15 protein-coding genes are annotated in these 21,661 nt (G+C 36.8%); 7 read left to right on the plus strand and 8 right to left on the minus strand.

Annotation, left to right across the window (positions count from 1 at the left end):
• Window positions 1-11: 11 nt before the first annotated feature.
• The 7 genes from ilvN to EO766_RS02760 all read right to left on the minus strand — a co-directional run bounded on the left by ilvN (window position 12) and on the right by EO766_RS02760 (window position 9,124).
• Window positions 12-599 (minus strand): acetolactate synthase small subunit, encoded by a 588-nt coding sequence (gene ilvN / locus EO766_RS02730; RefSeq protein WP_081301281.1) that lies wholly within the window; start codon window positions 597-599, stop codon window positions 12-14.
• Between the two features lie 32 nt (window positions 600-631).
• A complete protein-coding gene (gene ilvB, locus EO766_RS02735) occupies window positions 632-2,377 on the minus strand; it encodes a biosynthetic-type acetolactate synthase large subunit (RefSeq protein ID WP_074419985.1) in 1,746 nt (581 codons plus the stop codon).
• A 13-nt stretch (window positions 2,378-2,390) separates the two neighbouring features.
• Entirely contained in the window at window positions 2,391-4,091 is a 1,701-nt protein-coding gene (ilvD, locus tag EO766_RS02740) for a dihydroxy-acid dehydratase (protein ID WP_074419984.1), read from the minus strand.
• Between the two features lie 35 nt (window positions 4,092-4,126).
• A complete protein-coding gene (locus tag EO766_RS02745; RefSeq protein WP_074419983.1) occupies window positions 4,127-5,032 on the minus strand; it encodes a branched-chain amino acid transaminase in 906 nt (301 codons plus the stop codon).
• A 259-nt stretch (window positions 5,033-5,291) separates the two neighbouring features.
• Entirely contained in the window at window positions 5,292-6,410 is a 1,119-nt protein-coding gene (gene leuB, locus EO766_RS02750) for a 3-isopropylmalate dehydrogenase (RefSeq protein ID WP_074419986.1), read from the minus strand.
• Window positions 6,411-6,420: 10 nt separating this feature from the next.
• The gene (locus EO766_RS02755) at window positions 6,421-7,962 is read right to left on the minus strand and encodes an ATP-binding cassette domain-containing protein (protein WP_074419982.1); all 1,542 of its coding nucleotides are present in this window, start codon (window positions 7,960-7,962) and stop codon (window positions 6,421-6,423) included.
• A 1-nt stretch (window position 7,963) separates the two neighbouring features.
• Window positions 7,964-9,124 carry a 2-isopropylmalate synthase gene (locus EO766_RS02760; RefSeq protein ID WP_074419981.1) on the minus strand — a complete coding sequence of 387 codons (1,161 nt, stop codon included), beginning with the start codon at window positions 9,122-9,124 and terminating at the stop codon, window positions 7,964-7,966.
• 184 nt (window positions 9,125-9,308) lie between these two features.
• Between EO766_RS02760 and EO766_RS02765 the strand changes: the two genes are divergently transcribed.
• Genes EO766_RS02765 through EO766_RS02775 form a run of 3 tightly spaced genes read left to right on the plus strand, consistent with a single transcriptional unit; the run spans window position 9,309 to window position 13,174 of the window.
• On the plus strand, window positions 9,309-10,913 hold the full coding sequence (locus EO766_RS02765) for a hypothetical protein (RefSeq protein WP_074419980.1): 1,605 nt from the start codon (window positions 9,309-9,311) through the stop codon (window positions 10,911-10,913).
• On the plus strand, window positions 10,903-12,120 hold the full coding sequence (locus EO766_RS02770) for a PAS domain-containing sensor histidine kinase (protein WP_074419979.1): 1,218 nt from the start codon (window positions 10,903-10,905) through the stop codon (window positions 12,118-12,120). The genes EO766_RS02765 and EO766_RS02770 overlap by 11 nt, the downstream gene beginning before the upstream one ends.
• On the plus strand, window positions 12,113-13,174 hold the full coding sequence (locus EO766_RS02775) for a response regulator (RefSeq protein WP_074419978.1): 1,062 nt from the start codon (window positions 12,113-12,115) through the stop codon (window positions 13,172-13,174). Before EO766_RS02770 ends, EO766_RS02775 begins: the two co-directional genes overlap by 8 nt.
• A 5-nt stretch (window positions 13,175-13,179) precedes the next feature.
• Here EO766_RS02775 and EO766_RS02780 read toward each other — a convergent pair whose 3' ends face one another.
• On the minus strand, window positions 13,180-13,590 hold the full coding sequence (locus tag EO766_RS02780) for a hypothetical protein (protein ID WP_287100663.1): 411 nt from the start codon (window positions 13,588-13,590) through the stop codon (window positions 13,180-13,182).
• A gap of 401 nt (window positions 13,591-13,991) precedes the next feature.
• Here EO766_RS02780 and rpoC point away from each other — a divergent pair, with 401 nt between their 5' ends.
• The 4 genes from rpoC (at window position 13,992) to EO766_RS02800 (ending at window position 21,582) form a co-directional block, all read left to right on the plus strand.
• A complete protein-coding gene (gene rpoC, locus EO766_RS02785; protein WP_074419976.1) occupies window positions 13,992-18,278 on the plus strand; it encodes a DNA-directed RNA polymerase subunit beta' in 4,287 nt (1,428 codons plus the stop codon).
• Window positions 18,279-18,539: 261 nt separating this feature from the next.
• A complete protein-coding gene (locus EO766_RS02790) occupies window positions 18,540-19,130 on the plus strand; it encodes an OmpH/Skp family outer membrane protein (protein ID WP_074418275.1) in 591 nt (196 codons plus the stop codon).
• A gap of 55 nt (window positions 19,131-19,185) precedes the next feature.
• The gene (locus EO766_RS02795) at window positions 19,186-20,595 is read left to right on the plus strand and encodes an APC family permease (protein WP_074418274.1); all 1,410 of its coding nucleotides are present in this window, start codon (window positions 19,186-19,188) and stop codon (window positions 20,593-20,595) included.
• Window positions 20,596-21,582: a bifunctional heptose 7-phosphate kinase/heptose 1-phosphate adenyltransferase gene (locus EO766_RS02800; protein ID WP_074418273.1), complete on the plus strand. Its 987-nt coding sequence runs from the start codon at window positions 20,596-20,598 to the stop codon at window positions 21,580-21,582.
• Window positions 21,583-21,661 lie beyond the last annotated feature (79 nt).

The raw sequence follows: 21,661 nt of genomic DNA on the forward strand, positions 1-21,661 counted from the left end.
ACAATTATAAATTACATAGTAAATACTTCTGCCTGTTTACTGAGGTATTCATTTTCTATTACTTCCTCACCAGGTTCTGTTTGTTCAAATTCTTTTAATTTTTCATGAAAGCCATGGCTTGATTTGATGATGGCTACTCTTGCACTTCTTACAAATTCTATTAAACCGTAGGGTTCTAAAAATTTTACTAACCGATCGGTTTCTTCGCGATGACCGGAAGTTTCAAAAACGGTATAATCTTTTCTAATTACAACGGCTCTGGCGCCATATTCTCTTAATAACCTTTCTACTTTTACTTTTTCTGCAATGGCTTCCGTAGATACTTTGTACATGGCCAATTCCTGCCATACTATTTCATCTTCTGTATTGTAATAAGCTTTTAAAACTTCTACCTGTTTCTCTATTTGGCGGCATAATTTTCTTACAATTTCTTCTGTTTCATTAATGACAATGGTAAACCGATGTATACCTTCTGATTCGGAAGGAGAAGTATTCAGGCTTTCAATATTTATTTTTCTACGCGAAAAAATGATGGCAATTCTGTTTAAAAGCCCGATTTGATTTTCGGTATATACGGTAATGGTAAATTCCTGTTTCATGTTGTTAATGTTATAATTTGAATCAATTGCATTTATTGTAACCTGATTTCTGCAACGCTGCAACCTTGCGGTACCATTGGGAAAACATTATTTTCTTTTCCAACCATCACTTCTAATAAATAACTACCGTTATGGTTCAACATGGTTTGTAATGCATTTTTTAAATCTGTTCTTTTATCAATACTATTTGCCTCTATTCGATAAGCTTTGGCTAATTGTACAAAATCGGGACTGGTAATATCAACAAATGAGTAGCGTTTGTCATTGAATAATTGTTGCCATTGGCGAACCATTCCTAAAAACCGGTTATTCAGTATGAGTATTTTTACATCTACGTTAAATTGCATAATGGTACCCAGTTCCTGTAAGGTCATTTGAAAGCCCCCATCGCCAATAATTGCCACAACTGTTCGGTTGGGTGCGCCAAATTTTGCACCAATGGCAGCGGGCAATCCAAATCCCATAGTGCCGGCTCCTCCGGAAGTGATATTGCTTTTTGACTGATTGAATTTTGCATAACGGCATGCAACCATTTGGTGTTGGCCTACATCGGTAACAATAATGGCATTACCGTTGGTTAACTCATTCAATGTTTTAATTACTTCACCCATTGTCATAATTTCGGTACTTGGGTTCAGTTCTTCATGTATTACTATGTCGTATTCTTTTTGGGCAAAAGCACTAAACTTTTCAATCCACTCTTTATTTTGATTGGGTTGCAATAATTTAGTGAGCATGGGGAGCGTTTCTTTGCAATCGCCCCAAACCGGTACTGTTGTTTGCACGTTTTTGTCTATTTCTGCGGGGTCAATATCTAAGTGTATTATTTTGGCTTGTTTGGCATATTTGTCTAAACGGCCGGTTACCCTGTCATCGAATCGCATACCCACGGCAATGAGTATATCGCATTCATTGGTTAATACATTGGGGCCATAATTACCGTGCATGCCAAGCATTCCAACGTTTAACGGATGGTCTGTTGGCAGCGCGCTCAACCCTAAAAGCGTCCATGCAGCGGGCAGATTGGCTTTTTCTATAAATGCTTTGAATTCATTTTCAGCTCTACCTAAAATAACGCCCTGCCCAAATAGTACAAAAGGTTTTTTGGCTTCGTTAATGAGTTGTGCAGCTTGTTCAATGTATTCTTTTCTAACAAAGGGTTTAGGCCTATAGCTTCTAATATGTTCGCATTTTTTGTAGCCTTCATAATCAAATTTTTGCAACTGTGCATTTTTGGTTATGTCTATCAATACCGGGCCGGGTCTTCCTGTTCTGGCAATGTAAAATGCTTTTGCTAAAATATGCGGTATTTCAGTAGCATCGGTAATTTGGTAATTCCATTTTGTAATGGGTGTAGTAATGTTAATTACATCTACTTCCTGAAATGCATCGGTACCTAATAAGTGTGCAAAAACTTGGCCGGTTACACAAACCAACGGTGTACTATCTATCATTGCATCAGCCAATCCTGTTACCAGATTTGTAGCACCCGGTCCGCTGGTTGCAAACACTACACCTGTTTTACCAGAACTGCGTGCATAGCCTTGTGCAGCGTGAATGGCTCCTTGTTCGTGCCTTACGAGTATGTGTGTTAGTTCATTATTATAATCATACAATGCATCATAAATTGGCATAATTGCGCCACCGGGGTAACCAAATATGGTATCAACGCCTTCTGCCATAAAGGCTTCTAATACTGCTTGTGATCCGGAAATATTAGTGGTATTACCAGGAGTGGATGCTGCAATATTTTTAGGTGCTGTAAGTGTTGTTTCCATAAAATAATTTTAATTATGATTGATATGGTTTTTCGTCGGTAACGCAGCCTTCAGATGCGGAGGTTACCAACTGAGCGTATTTATATAAAACGCCATTGGTTGCTTTTAAAGCAGGACGTTTCCATTTTAATTTTCTGGCTTCAATAATGCTGTTATCTACCAACAGATTGATGGTGTTTTTTATTGCATCAATTTCAATAATATCATCATTTTCAACCAGTGATAATAGGCCTCCTGCAAATGCTTCGGGGGTAATATGGCCTACTACAAAGCCATGTGTACCGCCACTGAAACGCCCGTCAGTAATTAATGCCACACTTTTACCTAAGCCTGCACCAATGATGGCACTGGTTGGTTTTAGCATTTCGGGCATGCCGGGTGCACCTTTCGGGCCTATATAGCGTATAACGACAACATCACCCGGTTTAATTAAATTATTTTCAATGCCTTTTATAAAGTCATGTTCACCATCAAATACTCTTGCTGTACCTTTAAAATGTGTTCCTTCTTTACCACTTATTTTTGCAACGGCACCTTCAGTGGCCAAATTGCCAAATAAAATTTGTAAATGTCCGGTTGCTTTAATGGGTTGTTCAACAGGTTTAATAACCTGTTGTTGGTTAAAATCAAGATCAGGAGCTGTTGCAACATTTTCAGCAACAGTTTTTCCTGTAACGGTAAGGCATTGACCGTTCAGTAACCCTTTTTTCAATAAATATTTCATTACTGCAGGAAGACCGCCATACTGATGTAAATCTTCCATTAAATATTTACCGCTGGGCTTAAAGTCGGCAAGTACCGGAACTTTATTGCTAATTTTTTGAAAGTCATTAATGTTCAATGCTATGCCTACACTTTTGGCCATGGCAATTAAATGTAATACTGCATTGGTACTGCCTCCCATAATCATAACAACGGTGATGGCATTTTCGAAAGCCTCACGTGTCATAATATCTCTTGGTTTAATATCTTTTTCCAGTAATAATTTGATGGCTTTACCTGCTTCCTCACATTCTTTTTGTTTTTCTTTACTTAATGCAGGATTGGAAGAGGAAAAAGGAAGGCTCATACCCAATGCTTCAATGGCAGTTGCCATGGTATTAGCGGTATACATACCACCACAAGCACCTGCACCCGGGCAGGCATGTTGAATAATACCTTTAAAATCACCTTCATTTAATTTACCGGCAATTTTTTGTCCCAATGCTTCAAAAGCAGAAACAATATTTAAATCTTCTCCTTTGTAATGTCCGGGGGCAATGGTGCCACCATAAATCATAATACCGGGTCTGTTTAAACGGCCCATTGCCATGATAGAGCCTGGCATATTTTTATCGCATCCCGGAATGGTAATCAAACCATCATAATATTGGGCACCTGCATTGGTTTCAATACTGTCTGCAATTAAATCTCTGCTAACCAGCGAGTAACGCATACCCTCAGTTCCCATACTAATACCATCACTTACACCGATGGTATAAAATCGTAGCCCTAATAAACCATCTGTATGATCAACACTTTTTTTAACTGCTGTAGCCAGATCATTTAAATGCATGTTGCAGGGGTTTCCGTCCCATCCCATACTTGCTATGCCAATTTGTGCTTTATTAAAATCTTCTTCTTTAAAACCAATAGCATAATACATGGCCTGCGCTGCAGGTTGTGTTTCGTCTTTTGTAAGTGTTTTACTGTACTTATTTAATTCGTTCGGCATAAAATTAAAGTTGTAGAATGATGGTGGTGAATTAATTATTCGGTTCCTAACACTTCGTTTAAAAGTGTTCTTTTGTTTTCAGTAATTAAGTTTTTATAAGAAGTTTGAATGAGTTTGCTGATTGTTTCGGCCCAGGGTTTTACAAAGGGCTTATCATCTAATGATGCAATACCAATTACTTCGGCAGCAGTTCCGCAGAAGAAAGCTGCATCTGCATGGAACATATCTTCAATTTTAAATTGTATTTCTTTCACCGGAATGTTTAATTCGTTGCACAATTCCAATATGGTTGCACGGGTTATACCGGGTAAAATATTTCCCAATTTTGGTGTAAAGAGGGTGCCGTTCTTTTCAAAAAAAACATTTGCGCCAGGTGCTTCTGCAACATAACCATGCATATCTAATAACAAGGCTTCATCGTATCCTTTTTGCTTTGCCTCCTGACTGGCTAAGATAGAATTTACATAATGGCCGGTTGCTTTGGCATGAATGTGAAATGCTTTAGGATTAGGTCTTTCAAAAGAAGATGTTACCACACGTAACATTCTATCACCTAAAAATGGTTCCATTTTCCAAGCTTCAATAACAATATATGAAGTAGTATTTTGTACAAAGCTCATATTGGCAGGTGCATAAACTAACGGACGTATATATGCGTCTTGCAATTCATTTAGTGCTAACACTTTATATGTGGCTTCAATTAATTCTTCAACAGTATAATGATAAGGCAGATTTAGTGCTTTTGCAGATTGTTGTAACCGATGAAAATGGGCTTCAGGCTTAAATATTTTTGTTGTGCCTGCAATTGTTTTATAAGAGCGTATTCCCTCAAAAACACCATAACCATAATGCAATGTCTGGCCATATAAATCTGTAGTTGCATCGGCTGCTTTTACATAGCTGCCATTTAAATAAATAAAAGTATTTTCGTTGTAATACATGTGTTTGTTTTTGTTGTATGAAATAAAAAACCCGCCATTTTTAGAGGCGGGTCAAATTTGTTTATAGGTTAGAACAAATCAACTTACCCCCCTCTAAAGACAGGCAGAATAATGACAATAACTATCGCTGCTGTTAATACAAACAGACGAAAAGAAATTGTATTATAAAATTTGTTCTTCAACGTTTTTGTGTTTAGAACAAATATACCTGTTGTATGCTTAAGAACAAAGAACTTTTTTTGAGTTGAACAAGTTGGCATTAAATAATGGTAGACTTGCGCAACTCAATATTTTTATGATTGATGTCTTCAAAATTGTTATTGCTTGCAATAAAATCGCATATTAATTCTCCTATCGTTGATGTGAAATAAAAATTAATTGGATCTATATCTTTTGTAACAAATTTGTTATTGAGTGTCCAGCTTACACCGGCACGAACAATGGCGGCTTCATTCCCTAAACCAAAATAATCTAACATCATGGCAGCAGAAAGAATAGCTCCAAGCGGATTAGCAATGTCTTTACCTGCGGCTTGTGGGTAGGAACCATGAATGGGCTCAAATAAAGCAGTACTTAACCCGAAAGAAGCGGAGGGCAATAATCCTAAAGAACCACTTAACACACTTGCTTCATCACTTAAAATATCGCCAAACATATTTTCGGTAAGTATTACATCAAATTGTGCAGGATTCAAGATGATTTGCATGGCAGCATTATCTACAAATAAATAGTTCACCTCTACTTCCGGATAATTTTTAGCAACATCTTGCACTACTTTTCTCCAAAGCCTTGATGTTTCCAGCACATTTGCTTTGTCAACCAATGTTAATTTTTTTCTTCTTTGTTCTGCAGCTTTAAATGCACTGTGGGCAATGCGTTCTATTTCATTTGTTGTATAAATACATTCGTCAATAGCCTGAGTTTTTTCCTCGTTTAATTCTTTTTTTCCAAAATAAATACCACCTGTTAATTCGCGGTAAATTACAAAGTCAACGTTTTGTAATTGTTTTTCTTTTAAGGGTGACAGATAATGTAAAGACGGGTACGTTGTAACAGGGCGCACATTTGCAAACAACTGTAATGCTTTTCTTAATTTCAATAAACCCTGTTCAGGACGAACGGTTGCTGAGGGATTATTATCATACTTAGGATCACCAATTGCACCAAATAAAATTCCATCACTGTTTAAACAGGCTTCAATCGTTACATCGGGTAAAGGATCCCCTGTTTTATCGATGGCTATTGCACCCATTAAACATTCGGTAAAATGCCATTCATGGTTAAATTTTTCTGCAATAGCTTGTAATACACGAACGGCCTGTGCAGTTACTTCTGGGCCAATTCCGTCTCCATTTATAATAACTATATTCTTTTTCATACATTCCGTTTTAATTGTTTTCACAGATAATGGATTCAATCGTTTCTGGTTGCTTTGTTGAAGTTGATACTTTGCCAGCTATATGTTGATGAATGAATTGTTTGCCTTGCTGTAGCTGTAACACAAAATCAATTCCTTCAGGAATTTCATTTTCAACATGTGTAACATAGATTAAAGTGGTGTGATTGGTTGCTACAATTTGTTGTATGGTTGACAGGAAATATTGAATGTGTGCTTCATCCAATCCCTGACAGGGTTCATCTAAAATCAATAAAGGCGGACTTTTTACCAATGCTCTTGCCAATAATACCCAGCGTTGTAAACCCAATGATAATGCACCCAGTTTTTGTTGGCTGTATTCGTTCAGATGAAACTGTTGCATAATTGCGCTTATTGCAATTTGCTGATCATCCGTTAGCTTTTTATATACACCCATTGTATCAAAAAAGCCAGATGCTATGGTTTTTTCAACGGATATATCTGTGTCAAAATATTTATGTAATTCCGGAGAGATGTAGCCAATTCTTTTTTTTATATCCCAAATGCTTTCACCCTTGCCTCTTTGTTTTCCAAATATTTTAATTTGATTGGCATAGGCCTGTGGATTATCTCCTGTTATTAGGCTTAATAAAGTTGATTTGCCGGCACCATTATGTCCTTGAATCAGCCATTTTTCGCCACTATGAACCTGCCAGTTAATATTATCCAATATTTTTTTTGAACCATATTGAATGGTAGTATTTTTTATTTCAATCATTGAATGCGCCAAAGCTGTCTGTTTTTCAATTGGCTTTGTTACATTCATAAATCTGGGTAACGGTGTAGTATATGTATTTTTAATTTGGTATTCAGATTTTTTTAAAAACGCATAAATTCCGTTCAATTCAAGTGTTAATACATGCGTAATAACATCGGGCCAAAGTGTTCCGGAAGTAATAAAAATCAGTGTGGTTCCATTCCTGCCCAGGTGTTGCAATATTTGTAACAGGGTTTCTTTGGCTGCAACATCTAATCCGGTCATAATATTATCTGCAATCAATAACTGCGGTTGCTGCAGCAGTGCTTTAATAATTTGCAGTTTTTTTTGTTCACCATTCGATAATTGAATAAGTGGTGTTTGTAAGCGGTGCAGTAAATTAAATTGTTGGCAATAATTTAAATACAGTGCTTCTGTATCTGAAATACCAAATTGTTGCAAATGTTGCAGTAAATCGGCTTCAACAGTAATGCTGTCTGTTGCATCGCAACTATTGAAGCGTTGCTGGTAATAAAATTGTGATTGGTTGGTTAAATTTTTCCACCGATGCGTATCTTCAATCATTACAATTTGTGCCTGGTCAGGTGTATGATTGCTATTGTTAATGTCAATGTTTCCTTTGTAAAAAATTTTTCCTGCAATGGCTTTTCCCAATGTCGTTTTTCCTGCACTTGCAGCACCGGTAATCAACAAATGCTCACCACTATTTAAAGTAAAAGACACATCCTGCAAAATGGTTTTACCATATTGTTTTATTTGTAAATGTTTAACCTGTATTGCGGGTGCTACATTCATACTATGCTTCTATGTTTTGATGTTGTTTGGCCATTGCATGCAAATCATCATCGCCAACTTCTTTTTTCTGATCAGCTATTTGTAAAAATTTTTCATATAAAACATCAATATCATTACGGGTGCATTCATAACCTAAATTTTTTAACCGATAAGCCAAAGCACTTCGTCCGCTTCGGGCTGTTAACACAATTTTAGAAATATCTGCACCCACATCTTTTGGGTTGATGATTTCATAAGTAATAGCGCTCTTTAAAAATCCATCCTGATGAATACCGGACGAATGTGAAAATGCATTGGCACCTACTATTGCTTTATTGGGCTGTACCGGCATACGCATGGTATCGCTCACCAATCGGCTAATGGGATTTAATTGCTGGCTTTGTATGTTGGTATAAAAACCTAAATCTTTGTGTTGTTGTATAATCATCACTACTTCTTCTAATGAGGTATTTCCTGCTCTTTCGCCTAAACCATTAATAGTACATTCTATTTGTTGGGCACCATTTATCACACCTTCAATTGAATTGGCAGTAGCCAATCCCAAATCGTTATGGCAGTGGCAGGAGAGAATGGCCTTATCAATATTGGGAACATTATTTTTCAGGAAAGCAATTTTGGCACCGTACTGGCTGGGTAGGCAATAGCCGGTGGTATCAGGGATATTAATAACGGTGGCGCCTGCTTTAATTACTGCTTCCACTACACGGGCTAAATATTCATTATCTGTTCTGCCGGCATCTTCAGCATAAAATTCAACATCATCTACAAATTTTTTTGCCCATTTTACGCATTGTACCGCTCTTTCTAAAATATCTTCTCTGTTTGAGTTAAATTTCCCTATTATATGGTAATCAGATGTACCAATACCGGTGTGGATGCGGGGCATTTTTGCATGTTTTAATGCCTCTGCTGCTACTTCAATGTCTTTTTTAACTGCCCTGCTTAAACCACAAACGGTAGCTCGGGTAATGATTTTGGCAATTTCCTGAACTGAAAAAAAATCGCCGGGCGAAGAAATGGGAAATCCGGCTTCAATTACATCAACACCCAATTGTTCAATGGCCAGAGCCAGTTCAATTTTTTCGGTAGTATTCAGTTTACAACCGGGTACCTGCTCGCCATCTCTTAGGGTAGTATCAAATATATTTACTTTTTGGCTCATGTAAAATTTGTTATTCGGTTATTGCTTTTAATACGAAAAACCAGCCGTATTTTTACGTAACATCGAATGTATCCAATATAAAAAGGTGTTGGGCAACAAAATGAAGTGTATTTTACGCTGCTTAAATTGTGCTAATTTTGCCCAAACCCTTTACCGGTAAACATTTTCAATTCATATAATTACGATGCCTAACCGAAGTACCGACATGCTGTTCCAGCTTATTAAGTCGCTTGAAAAAGGCGAAAAACGTAATTTTAAATTATATGTAAAACGGAATGCATCGGGTGAAGATTTGAAAATAGTGCAGTTATTTGATGCTTTGGATAAGATGAAAGATTATGATGAAGGGCAGTTACTGCAAAGAAATCCCGGTATCAAAAAACAACAACTTTCCAATATTAAGGCACATTTATACCGCGAACTATTATCAAGCCTGCGGTTGATTCAACAGGCGGATAATATTGATATGTACGCTCATGAACAGTTAGATTTTGCCCGGATATTATACAACAAAGGGCTTTACCTGCAAAGTTTAAAACTGCTTGAAAAATTAAAAGAAACGGCAGCCACTCAACAGCAACATGCCTATCAGTTGCTGGCCATTCAATTCGAGAAGAAAATTGAATCAATGCACATTACCCGAAGTATGGAAAACCGGGCAGAGGCATTGAGTGCAGAATCTGATGCGGTTCATCAACAACTTTATTTAACCGGCAAATTATCTAACCTGGCATTGGAGTTATATAGTTGGTATATTCAAAATGGCCATGCCAGAGATAAAAGAGATGTGCATGCGGTTAAAGTTTTTTTTGAATCCAATTTACCTGCCTGTAATGCAGCGCAACTTGGGTTTTATGAAAAATTATACCTCTATCAATCATATTGCTGGTATGGGTTTATTCTGCAAGATTTGCTGATGTACTATCGCTATACCCAAAAATGGGTATCATTATTCGAAGAAAATGAATACATGAAACGCATTGAAACCGGCCAGTATATTCGCGGTATGCATAATTTACTGGGCGCCCAGTTTAATTTAAATAATTTTGAAAAATTTAATGAGTATCTGGCCCGGTTTGAAGCTTTTGCGACATCACCTTTAGGAAATATTAATGATAATGTTCGCATACAGACTTTTGTGTATTTAAATACGGCTCGCATCAACAAACATTTTTTAGAAGGTACTTTTACAGAAGGGTTACTACTGGTACCGGAAATCATTCAGCATTTAGAAGAATATCGCCTGCATTTAGACCGCCACCGCACATTGGTGTTTTATTATAAAATTGCCTGTTTATATTTTGGCAGCGGCGATAATGAGCAGGCTATTGATTATTTAAATAAGATTATTAATTGGAAAGTTGATTTACGAACCGACTTGCAATGCTATGCCCGCCTGCTGCACCTGATTGCACACTACGAATTAGGCAATGATAGTTTGTTGGAATATCTGATAAAATCGGTATACCGGTTCATGGCAAAAATGAAAAATTTAAGTACGGTTGAAGAAGAGATATTTAAATTTATCCGAAAATCTTTTTCACTTTCGCCACAAAAATTATTACCGGCATTTAAAAGTTTAAAAGAAAAATTAGAACAATTAGAAGGCCATCCGTTAGAAAGTCGCTCATTTATGTATTTGGATATTATAGGGTGGCTCGAAAGCAAAATTGAAGGGGTTCCGGTGCAGGAGGTTAGGCGCAAAAAATTTTTGCAGGGCAGAAAAACTCCTGCCTCATTAAAACACAAAAATAATTCTGTTTACAAAACCAATAACGATGCCCAATAAGGAAGAATTTAGTGCGCTTTTTACTTATGCTACCGAAGGAATTATTGTAGTAAATGAGCAAGGTAAATTAACCATGGCCAATCCTGCTGCTGAGCGTTTGTTTGGTTATGAACCCGGCACTTTATTGCACACGCAGTTGGAGCAACTGATTCCCAAAAGGTATGAACACACGCATCACCATTACCGAACCAAGTATTCTCAAAATCCGCATGCCCGTAATATGGGTATTGGTATGGATTTATATGCATTACGAAAAGATGGTTCTGAGTTTCCGGTAGAAGTGAGTTTAAGCCCCTTTAAAACAGCAGAAGGCAATTTTGTAATTGCATTTATTATTGACAATACTTTACGCAAACAAACGGAGGCCACTTTGCGTAAACAAAAAGAGGAGTTAGAAAAATTAACTGCTGAATTAGAAAAAAGGGTACGCCACCGAACGTTAATTTTAGAAGAAGCGTTACATGAATTAGAGCATTCCAGAGCGGAACTGAGCCAGTTACTAGAAAAAGAAAAAGAAGTGAATGAATTAAAATCACGCTTTGTTTCTATGGCATCGCATGAATTCAGAACTCCATTGGCGACCATTTTATCCTCACTCAATTTAGTTGAAAAATATGGCACTTTAAACGACAGGGAAAATCAGCAAAGACATATCATGCGCATTAAAACGGCCATCAATCACATGACAGATATTTTGAATGATATGCTCTCCATCAGTAAAATTGAAGAAGGAAAAATTATCATTCAAAAAGACTGGATTAACTTGACCCAGTGTTCTCAACACATTATTCAGGAAATTCGGCCCATTCTGAAAACCGGACAACAAATACATTTTCAGCATCAAGGGCAGGAGCTGGGATATATTGATCAAAACATTTTTACTACCATCATCATGAATTTGCTTTCCAATGCCATTAAATTTTCACCTGCAAAAACGAATATTTATTTGTCATTATCCATTACCGATTCAGCCATGACAATTGTTGTAAAAGATGAAGGCATGGGCATACCCGAAGAAGATCAACCCAATTTATTTGGCCGTTTTTTCAGGGCTCAAAATGCCACCAATATTCAGGGTACGGGTTTAGGTTTGAATATCATTGCAAGATATGTAGAATTAATGCAAGGTAATATTACCTTTAAGAGCCAAATAGAACATGGAACCACATTTACCATTATTATACCAAATACTATAGAAAATGAGTAAAAAAATTTTATTGATTGAAGATAACCCCGATATGCGGGAAAATACAGCTGAAATTTTGCAATTGGCTAATTATACAGTTAAAACTGCAAAAAATGGAAAAGAAGGTGTTGCTTTGGCAGAGGAAGAACATTTTGATTTAATAATATGTGATATTATGATGCCGGTTTTAGATGGGTATGGCGTTTTACACCTGCTTTCTAAAAATAAAAAAACCAGTGCCATACCCTTCATTTTTTTAACAGCCAAGGCCGAGCGAACTGATTTTAGAAAAGGCATGGAAATGGGAGCCGATGATTATTTAACCAAACCCTTCGATGATATTGAATTGTTAAATGCCATTGAAAGTCGGTTAAGAAAATCTGATTTAATTAAACAGGAATATGCCAATAATGTAGAGGGGTTAAACAGTTTTATTCAAACAGCAAGGGGGTTTGATAGTTTAAAAAGGTTATCAGAAGAGAATGAATTACGCTCTTATAAAAGGAAAGAAGAAATTTATAAAGAAGGAAGTTTTCCAAAAGGGCTTTATTTATTAGTAAGTGGTAAAATAAAAACCTGTAAAACCAACGATGATGGAAAAGAATTAATTACCGGCCTGTATAAAGATGGTGATTATTTTGGGTATATAGCTTTGTTGGAGGATGCAAAGCACGCAGATAGTGCAGTTGTGCTGGAAGAAGCACAGGTTTGTATGGTACCTAAGGCAGATTTTTATGAACTGGTGTATAAAAATGCAGAGGTTTCCAGAAAATTCATTCAAATGCTTTCTAATCAGGTACAACAACGGGAAGCGCAGTTGTTGAAATTGGCTTACAATTCAGCCCGTAAAAAAGTAGCCGATGCATTATTAACATTACAGGAAAAATATCAACAAAAACCTGGCGAGAACTTTAGTATGCAAATTTCAAGAGAAGATTTGGCAAACATAGCCGGCATTGCTACGGAAAGCACCATCAGAACCCTCAGCGATTTAAAAGATGAAAAATTGATCGAAATTCAATCCAGTAAAATTACCATTTTAAATTATCCCAAATTATTGGCTTTGCGAAATTAAGCGGTTTATGAGGGTTTGTTTCGCTCATTCATTTGTCTGGTAATTAATTCACCCTGGGTGTTTTGTTCTTCCAAAGTCCAATCATCTGTAATAGAGGTTTCAATCCAAACTTTACCAGATTTTCGCAGAATAATGGGTTCAAGTCCATATTGCTGTACAAATTGGTGTTCCAGTTCGGCAACAGTCATTTCAGGATAAATGGTGATTGGGGCAGCATCCGGAGCAATTTTATACGCAAGCAGGGTTGTATGTTCATCAAAAGGTTGTTTCACTGATATATTTCTGGATGTTTCTCCTTCAGTTTGTGCTTTTGTAAGCATTAAACGTAAAAAGGGGAACATTGCATTAAACTCCGACTGCAGGGTTTGAATATTTTTGTTATCGTTAATGGTTAGGTTCATGCTAAATGGACTCAAAAACAAAAATATCCTGATGAATTGGCTTAAATACTGATTTTCATCATGTTTACAGTTTTATACTTCATAATCCCGATAAAAAGTGTAGAAAAAATTGTGGATACTAAATTTTCTAATAAAAAATGTGGCACCTATGCAAGCAGTAATTTAAAAAAGGAGATTTTTGCCACATTTAATTGTCAAAATCTTTCAAAACCAAATTTTTAAGGGTTTCTTTTTTCTATTTAAAAAGCAGTCCTTACCTTTGCCCCCTTAATGATTTTGAAGTATTCCAATTTTTTTTACATAAAAAATTAACGCCGTAGTGGGTAAATGCAGTCTGCATGGCTGTTTTGTCCGCTTTTTTTATTGTAGAATGGGGTATTTCGACGTCTGGAATTAAATAAATTGCAAATAGTACTATGGCCATCAAAAGAGACAATCGTCCGAAATCAACCTTTTCAACCATTACCATTAGTCTTGCTTCTCCGGATTCAATTCTGGAAAAAAGTTTTGGTGAAGTATTAAAGCCCGAAACCATTAACTATCGTACCTATAAACCTGAAAGAGATGGTTTATTTTGCGAAAGAATTTTTGGGCCGGTAAAAGATTATGAGTGCGCCTGCGGAAAATACAAGCGTATTCGATATAAAGGTATTGTATGCGACAGATGTGGAGTAGAAGTAACCGAGAAAAAAGTACGCCGCGAACGTATGGGCCACATTAAATTAGTGGTACCTGTAGTGCATATCTGGTATTTTAAAAGTTTACCCAATAAAATTGGTTATTTGTTGGGAATGAGTTCTAAAAAGTTAGAAAGTATTGTTTATTATGAAAGATATGTGGTAATTCAGGGAGGTATTAAAGAAAGTCTTTCTGCAGGCGATTTGTTATCTGAGGAAGAATATTTAGATATTATTGATGCATTGCCCAAAGAAAATCAAATGCTGCCTGATGAAGATCCCAATAAATTCATTGCTAAAATGGGCGCTGAGGCAGTAAGTGATTTATTGGCGCGCTTAGATTTAGATGAATTAAGTTTTTCGCTCCGCAATGCTGCCGCCAATGAAACATCGCAACAAAGAAAAGCCGATGCCTTAAAAAGATTGAGTGTTGTAGAAGCATTCAGAGATGCCAATTCAAGAATTAACAACCGCCCCGAGTGGATGGTGATGCAATATATACCTGTCATACCTCCCGAATTAAGGCCATTGGTGCCTTTGGATGGTGGTCGTTTTGCATCTTCCGATTTAAATGATTTATATCGTCGTGTTATTATCCGTAACAACCGGTTAAAAAGATTATTGGAAATTAAAGCACCTGAAGTAATTCTTCGTAATGAAAAAAGAATGCTGCAGGAAGCCATTGACTCACTTTTTGATAATAGCCGAAAATCTAATGCCGTTAAAGCAGAAGGAGGCCGTGCTTTAAAATCATTGAGTGATGTTTTAAAAGGTAAACAAGGTCGTTTCCGCCAAAACTTATTGGGTAAGCGTGTTGACTATTCCGGACGTTCTGTAATTGTGGTAGGTCCCGAATTAAAAATGCATGAATGTGGTTTGCCGAAAGATATGGCAGCCGAATTATTCAAACCATTTATTATTCGTAAGCTAATAGAAAGAGGCATTGTTAAAACGGTAAAATCCGCTAAAAAATTAGTAGATAAGAAAGAAGCTATTATTTGGGATATTCTTGAAAATATACTAAAAGGCCACCCGGTTTTGTTGAACAGGGCCCCTACATTACACCGTTTATCCATTCAGGCCTTCCAGCCTCGTTTGGTTGAAGGAAAAGCCATTCAGTTGCATCCATTGGTAACATCTGCTTTCAACGCCGACTTTGATGGTGACCAAATGGCTGTGCACGTTCCATTAAGTAGCGCTGCTATTCTGGAAGCACAATTATTAATGCTCTCATCTCACAATATTTTAAACCCTCAAAATGGTACTGCCATTACCCTTCCATCTCAGGACATGGTGCTTGGTTTGTACTACATCACAAAAGGTAAAAAGAGCACAGAAACTGAAATTGTAAAAGGTGAAGGAAAAACTTTTTACAACATGGATGAAGTAATTATTGCATACAACGAAAAACGTGTTGACTTACATGCCAATATTAAACTACGAACCCATGTTCGCAATGCAGATGGTAAATTAGAAAAGAAAATTATCGATACTACCGTTGGTCGTGTTTTATTCAATCAGTTTGTACCGGAAGAGGTAGGTTACATTAATGCGTTATTAACCAAAAAAAGCCTGCGGGAAATTATTGGTAATATCATTAAAATAACAAATATTCCAAAAACAGCTAAGTTTCTGGATGATATTAAAACACTTGGTTTCCGCATGGCCTTTAAAGGAGGTTTAAGCTTTAGTGTAAACGACCTGATTGTACCTGAAATAAGAGACCAGTTGTTGGAAAGTGCCAAAGCCGAAGTAGATGAGGTGCGTGAAAGTTATAATATGGGTTTAATTACCAATAACGAACGCTATAACCAGGTAATTGATATTTGGGGCCGTGTAGATATGCGGATTACTGAAACCCTTATTCGTGAAATGGCTACTGATAAGCAAGGATTTAATTCTGTTTTCATGATGCTTGATTCCGGTGCCCGTGGTTCAAAAACACAGGTAAAACAGTTGGTGGGTATTCGTGGATTGATGGCAAAACCCCGTAAAAGTGGCAGCTCAGGTAGTGAAGTTATTGAAAACCCCATTCTGTCTAACTTTAAAGGAGGTTTGAACGTATTAGACTACTTCATTTCTACCCATGGTGCCCGTAAAGGTTTAGCCGATACTGCTCTTAAAACTGCTGATGCCGGTTACTTGACCCGCAGATTAGTTGACGTGGCGCAGGATGTGGTAATAGCTGAAGATGATTGCGGAACTTTAAGAGGTATATCAATCAGTGCATTAAAAGATAATGAAGATATTATTGAACCATTATCAGATAGAATTGAAGGTAGAACCTCGTTACACGATGTGTTGCATCCTGTTACTGAAGAATTGATTATAAAAGCAGGCGAAGAAATTAGCCATGATGTGGCCAAACAAATTGAAGATTCCGGAATAGACAGCGTAGAAATTCGCTCCGTATTAACCTGCGAGGCTAAGAAAGGCGTATGTGTACGATGCTACGGTAAAAACCTGGCAACAGGTTACATTGCACAACGTGGCGATTCTGTAGGTATCATTGCTGCCCAGTCAATTGGTGAACCCGGTACACAGTTAACCCTTCGTACGTTCCACGTAGGTGGTGTTGCGGGTAGCTCATCCATTGAATCTTCTTTATTGGCAAAATTTGATGGTACCGTTCGTTTTGATGGTTTAAGAACAGTAAGCACTTTAAACAATGAAGGAAATAAAGTGAATATTGTAATTGGACGTACCGGCGAAATGCGTTTAATGGATGAAAAAAATGATCGTTTACTCATTACCAACAATATACCTTATGGTTCTACTTTAATGGTAAAAGATGGTCAGCAGGTGAAAAAAGGTGAAGTTATTTGTACTTGGGATCCATTTAACAACGTAATTGTTGCCGAACAAAATGGAGTAATTAAATTCGAAAATATTATTGATGGTTACACTTATCGGGATGAAGCCGACGAACAAACCGGCCACCGCGAAAAAGTGGTTATTGAATCGAAAGATAAAACCAAAATTCCTACCATTATTGTAGAAGGTAAAGATACGCGTCAATACAATTTACCTGTTGGTAGCCATATTTCAATAGAAGAAGGCGAAGAGGTAAAAGCAGGTCAGGTGCTGGTAAAAATACCACGTGTATTAGGGAAATTAAGAGATATTACCGGTGGTTTGCCAAGGGTAACCGAATTATTCGAAGCAAGAAATCCGGGAAACCCTGCAATTGTTTGTGAAATAGACGGAGTGGTAGCATTTGGTAACGTAAAACGCGGTAACCGTGAAATCATTGTAGAAGCAAAAGATGGTATTGTAAAGAAATATCTGGTACCATTAACCCGCCAGATTTTAGTACAGGATGGCGACTTTGTAAAAGCAGGCGCACCTCTTTCTGACGGACAAATTGCACCCTATGATATTTTAACCATCAAAGGACCATTTGCAGTTCAGGAATACATTGTAAATGAAATTCAGGAAGTATATCGTTTACAAGGTGTGGATATTAATGATAAACACATTGAAGTAATCGTTCGCCAAATGATGAAGAAAGTAGAAATTGTAGATGCAGGTGATACGAAGTTCTTAGAAGAAGACTTAGAAGACAGGTTTGAATTTATTGAAGAAAATGACCGCATCTTCGATAAGAAAGTAGTTACAGATCCGGGTGAAAGTACCAAATTAAGAGCTGGACAAATTGTTACACTGCGTGAATTGAGAGAAGAAAACTCTATCCTTCGCCGTGCAGATAAAAAGTTGGTGGAGGTACGCGATGCAAAACCAGCCACTGCTACACCGGTATTATTAGGTATTACCAAAGCCTCTCTGGGCGTGAAGAGTTGGATTTCAGCTGCTTCATTCCAGGAAACCACCAAAGTTTTAAGTCAGGCTGCCATTCAGGGTAAAACCGATTTAATGATTGGTTTGAAAGAAAACGTAATTACCGGTCATTTAATACCTGCCGGTACCGGACAGCGCGAATTTGAAAATTTAATAGTGGGTAGTAAAGAAGACTTTGATGTATTAGCTACCGCAAGAGAAGCTATGAATTTTGATGAGGATGAATAAACTTTATCTAATTCATTATCGGTTTCTGTAATTTATATATAATAAGCCTGTAATTTTTGAGATGATTCAATATTGCAGGCTTTTTTGTTCGTTAAATCCTAATTAATTTTTAAAAGTAACTGCTAATTTTCTTGAATATTTTAATTGCCTGTATATTCGTTGCAATTTCTGTAGAAATGCATTTATGGAATGCCCCTACAATTATTTTCCGGCATTATTATGCACATTTGATGAAAAAATTAACTTAATTAAAATTTTAATATGAAAAATGTTCTACTTATCATTAATGCTATTTTAGTACTTGCAGTTGCTTATTTATTGTATGCACATTTTACTGAAAAAAATCATCTTGTAACAACTGTTTCAAATTCAAATACAGCCGTACCCGCCAATGGTTTTAAAATAGCTTATTTTGAAATGGATTCATTGCAAAATCAATATGTTCTATTGAAAGAAGTAAGAAGTGCATTAATGGCCAAAGATCAGGAAATGGGCAAAGAATTATCGGGTTTAGAGAATTCATTACGCAATAAATACCAGGATTTACAAAAAAATGGGAACGCATTAAGCCAGGCCGAGATAGCAAGCAGGCAACAGGAAATTATGGATTTAGATAAAAATCTTAAAAACAAGCGGCAGGTAATGGAACAGGAAATGCAGGATGAAAGTTTCAAGAAATTACAGGATGTAAAAAAACGAATTGAAGATTACCTGAAAGAGTATAATCAAAGTAAAGGTTATGCATATATTTTTTCGAATGTACCTGATATGATGTATTATAAAGATACAGCTTATAATATAACTGCTGATATTGTAAAAGGATTGAATGAACAATATCGTCAGAAAAAATAATTTTTACCATCAAATCATTATCTTCAAGTCCCAAATGCAATAAGGGACTTTTTTTATGAGTACAACCTCCTTTAAACCCTCTTTAGGCTTATTAGATGCTACCATGATTGTAGCCGGTAGTATGATTGGTTCCGGTATTTTTATTGTGAGTGCAGATATTACCCGAAATGTAGGTTCTGCCGGATGGTTAATTGTTGTTTGGTTACTGACCGGGTTAATGACTTTAATTGCTGCAGTAAGTTATGGTGAGTTAAGTGGTATGTTCCCAAAGGCGGGCGGGCAATATGTTTATCTAAAAGAAGCCTACAACCCTTTAATAGGATTCCTGTACGGATGGAGTTTTTTTGCCATTATTCAAACAGGTACCATTGCAGCCGTTGGGGTGGCATTTGCCAAATTCACGGCTTATCTTATTCCGCAGGTAGGTGATGATATAGTGTTATTTAGCATCGGTTCATTACATATTTCTCCCGCACAAATTTTATCAATTGCCATCATTGTACTTTTAACTTATATCAATACCCGTGGCATTAAAAGCGGCAAATTCATTCAAACAACTTTTACCTTAACCAAATTATTGAGTTTGTTTGGTTTAATTGTTTTTGGATGGATGGCCTTACAACCTGAAGTTTGGCACAAGAACTGGACTGAAAATGCATGGCATTTGCAACGCCTCAACAAAGATGGTTCATACCAATCTTACGGAATGGCCGCTGCAATGGGTGCCATAGCCGCAGCCATGGTAGGCTCTATTTTTAGTAGTGATGCCTGGAACAATGTAACCTTTATTGCGGGGGAAATTAAAAACCCTAAACGGAACATAGGTTTAAGCCTGTTTCTTGGAACTTTGTTGGTAACCATCGTTTATGTGTCTACCAATATTGTTTACACCGGATTATTGCCCATGCAAAGCATTGCCTCAGCAGCAAACGATCGGGTTGCTGTAGCTGCCTCACATGTTATTTTCGGTAATATAGGAACTATCATTATTGCAGTGATGATTATGATTTCAACTTTTGGTTGTAATAACGGATTAATTTTGGCAGGTGCAAGAGTTTATTATACAATGGCCAATGATGGTTTGTTTTTTAAACAAACAGCACGGCTAAACAAAAAAGCCGTTCCCGAATTTGCATTATGGATACAATGTGCTATGGCTTCTATACTATGCTTAAGCGGAAAGTATGGCGATTTATTAGATATGGTTTCTTTTGTTGTTGTAATTTTTTATGTGTTAACCATTATCGGCATTTTCATTCTCAGAAAAAAAATGCCTGCGGCAGAAAGGCCTTACCGTGCATTTGGTTACCCGGTTTTACCTGTATTATATATCATAATGGGATTAACTTTTTGTACACTATTAATTATTTATAAATCAGAATATACTTGGCCGGGATTAATTTTTGCACTCTTAGGTATTCCTTTGTATTATCTTGCACTCGCAACAAAGTCAAAGCATCAATAAATGAATTTCGAAGCACTATTTCATCGTTTTACAGAAATTAAAGTAGCCGTAATTGGCGATATAATGTTAGATAGTTATTGGTGGGGTCATGTAGATCGTATTTCTCCTGAAGCACCGGTACCTGTTGTAGCATTAGATAAAAGAGAATTGCGTATTGGTGGTGCTGGTAATGTAGCTTTAAATACCATTTCTCTGGGTGCACCCACCACAATTTTATCTGTAATTGGCAATGATGATGATGGCAAACTGTTAACCGGTTTGCTCAGTCAAAATGGGATTGATACCGGTTTTATTATAACAGCACCTAATCGGGTTACCACCAATAAAACCAGAATTATGAGCCGTAACCAGCAAATGCTGCGGTTAGATTGCGAGGTAGCTACTGATATTGATGAAACAACTGAAAATGCTTTATTGCATAATGTAGAGCAATACTTTATGCAGCATCAACCCAATGTGCTCATTTTTGAAGATTACAACAAAGGAGTACTTACTCCAAAAATTATTCAAAAAACAATTGCACTTTGTAAGCAGTATAATGTGCTTACAGCAGTAGATCCTAAAAAGAAAAACTTCTTATCCTTCAAAGGGGTAGATATTTTTAAACCTAATTTAAAAGAGGTAAAAGAAGGGCTTAACCTATTGTTGGAAGAAGTGAACCAATCTGTTTTGGAGAAAATACATGCCGAATTAGCCAATATTTTAGCACACAAAATTTCACTGGTTACACTTTCCGAAAAAGGGGTTTTTTATCAATATGGGAATGAATCTAAAATTATTCCTACACATGTGCGCAACATTGCAGATGTTAGCGGTGCCGGCGATACCGTAATTGCTGTAGCCTCGCTGGTATATGCAGCAACCCGTCAAATTGCCCTGGCAGCTGACATGGCAAATATTGCCGGTGGGTTGGTTTGTGAAGAAGTGGGTACCGCTGCTATTCAAAAAGAAAAATTATTGAAAGAATGCAACATCCTGCTTTCATAGCTTTGTTCAACAAACTGGCAAATACATTGCATGTTCTTCATCATTCTGTAAATATATTTCAAAATTTTACTTCGTTGAT

This window comes from Hydrotalea sp. AMD, from assembly GCF_004100315.1.
GTDB lineage: Bacteria > Bacteroidota > Bacteroidia > Chitinophagales > Chitinophagaceae > Hydrotalea > Hydrotalea flava.

Coding starts and splice junctions, on each gene's coding strand:
- ilvD (WP_074419984.1), bottom strand. CDS start 4,091: ATGCCGAACGAATTAAATAAGTACAGTAAAACACTTACAAAAGACGAA.
- leuB (WP_074419986.1), bottom strand. CDS start 6,410: ATGAAAAAGAATATAGTTATTATAAATGGAGACGGAATTGGCCCAGAA.
- EO766_RS02790 (WP_074418275.1), top strand. CDS start 18,540: ATGAAAAATGTTCTACTTATCATTAATGCTATTTTAGTACTTGCAGTT.
- EO766_RS02760 (WP_074419981.1), bottom strand. CDS start 9,124: ATGAGCCAAAAAGTAAATATATTTGATACTACCCTAAGAGATGGCGAG.
- ilvN (WP_081301281.1), bottom strand. CDS start 599: ATGAAACAGGAATTTACCATTACCGTATATACCGAAAATCAAATCGGG.
- EO766_RS02770 (WP_074419979.1), top strand. CDS start 10,903: ATGCCCAATAAGGAAGAATTTAGTGCGCTTTTTACTTATGCTACCGAA.
- rpoC (WP_074419976.1), top strand. CDS start 13,992: ATGGCCATCAAAAGAGACAATCGTCCGAAATCAACCTTTTCAACCATT.
- ilvB (WP_074419985.1), bottom strand. CDS start 2,377: ATGGAAACAACACTTACAGCACCTAAAAATATTGCAGCATCCACTCCT.
- EO766_RS02755 (WP_074419982.1), bottom strand. CDS start 7,962: ATGAATGTAGCACCCGCAATACAGGTTAAACATTTACAAATAAAACAA.
- EO766_RS02745 (WP_074419983.1), bottom strand. CDS start 5,032: ATGTATTACAACGAAAATACTTTTATTTATTTAAATGGCAGCTATGTA.
- EO766_RS02800 (WP_074418273.1), top strand. CDS start 20,596: ATGAATTTCGAAGCACTATTTCATCGTTTTACAGAAATTAAAGTAGCC.
- EO766_RS02775 (WP_074419978.1), top strand. CDS start 12,113: ATGAGTAAAAAAATTTTATTGATTGAAGATAACCCCGATATGCGGGAA.
- EO766_RS02765 (WP_074419980.1), top strand. CDS start 9,309: ATGCCTAACCGAAGTACCGACATGCTGTTCCAGCTTATTAAGTCGCTT.
- EO766_RS02795 (WP_074418274.1), top strand. CDS start 19,186: ATGAGTACAACCTCCTTTAAACCCTCTTTAGGCTTATTAGATGCTACC.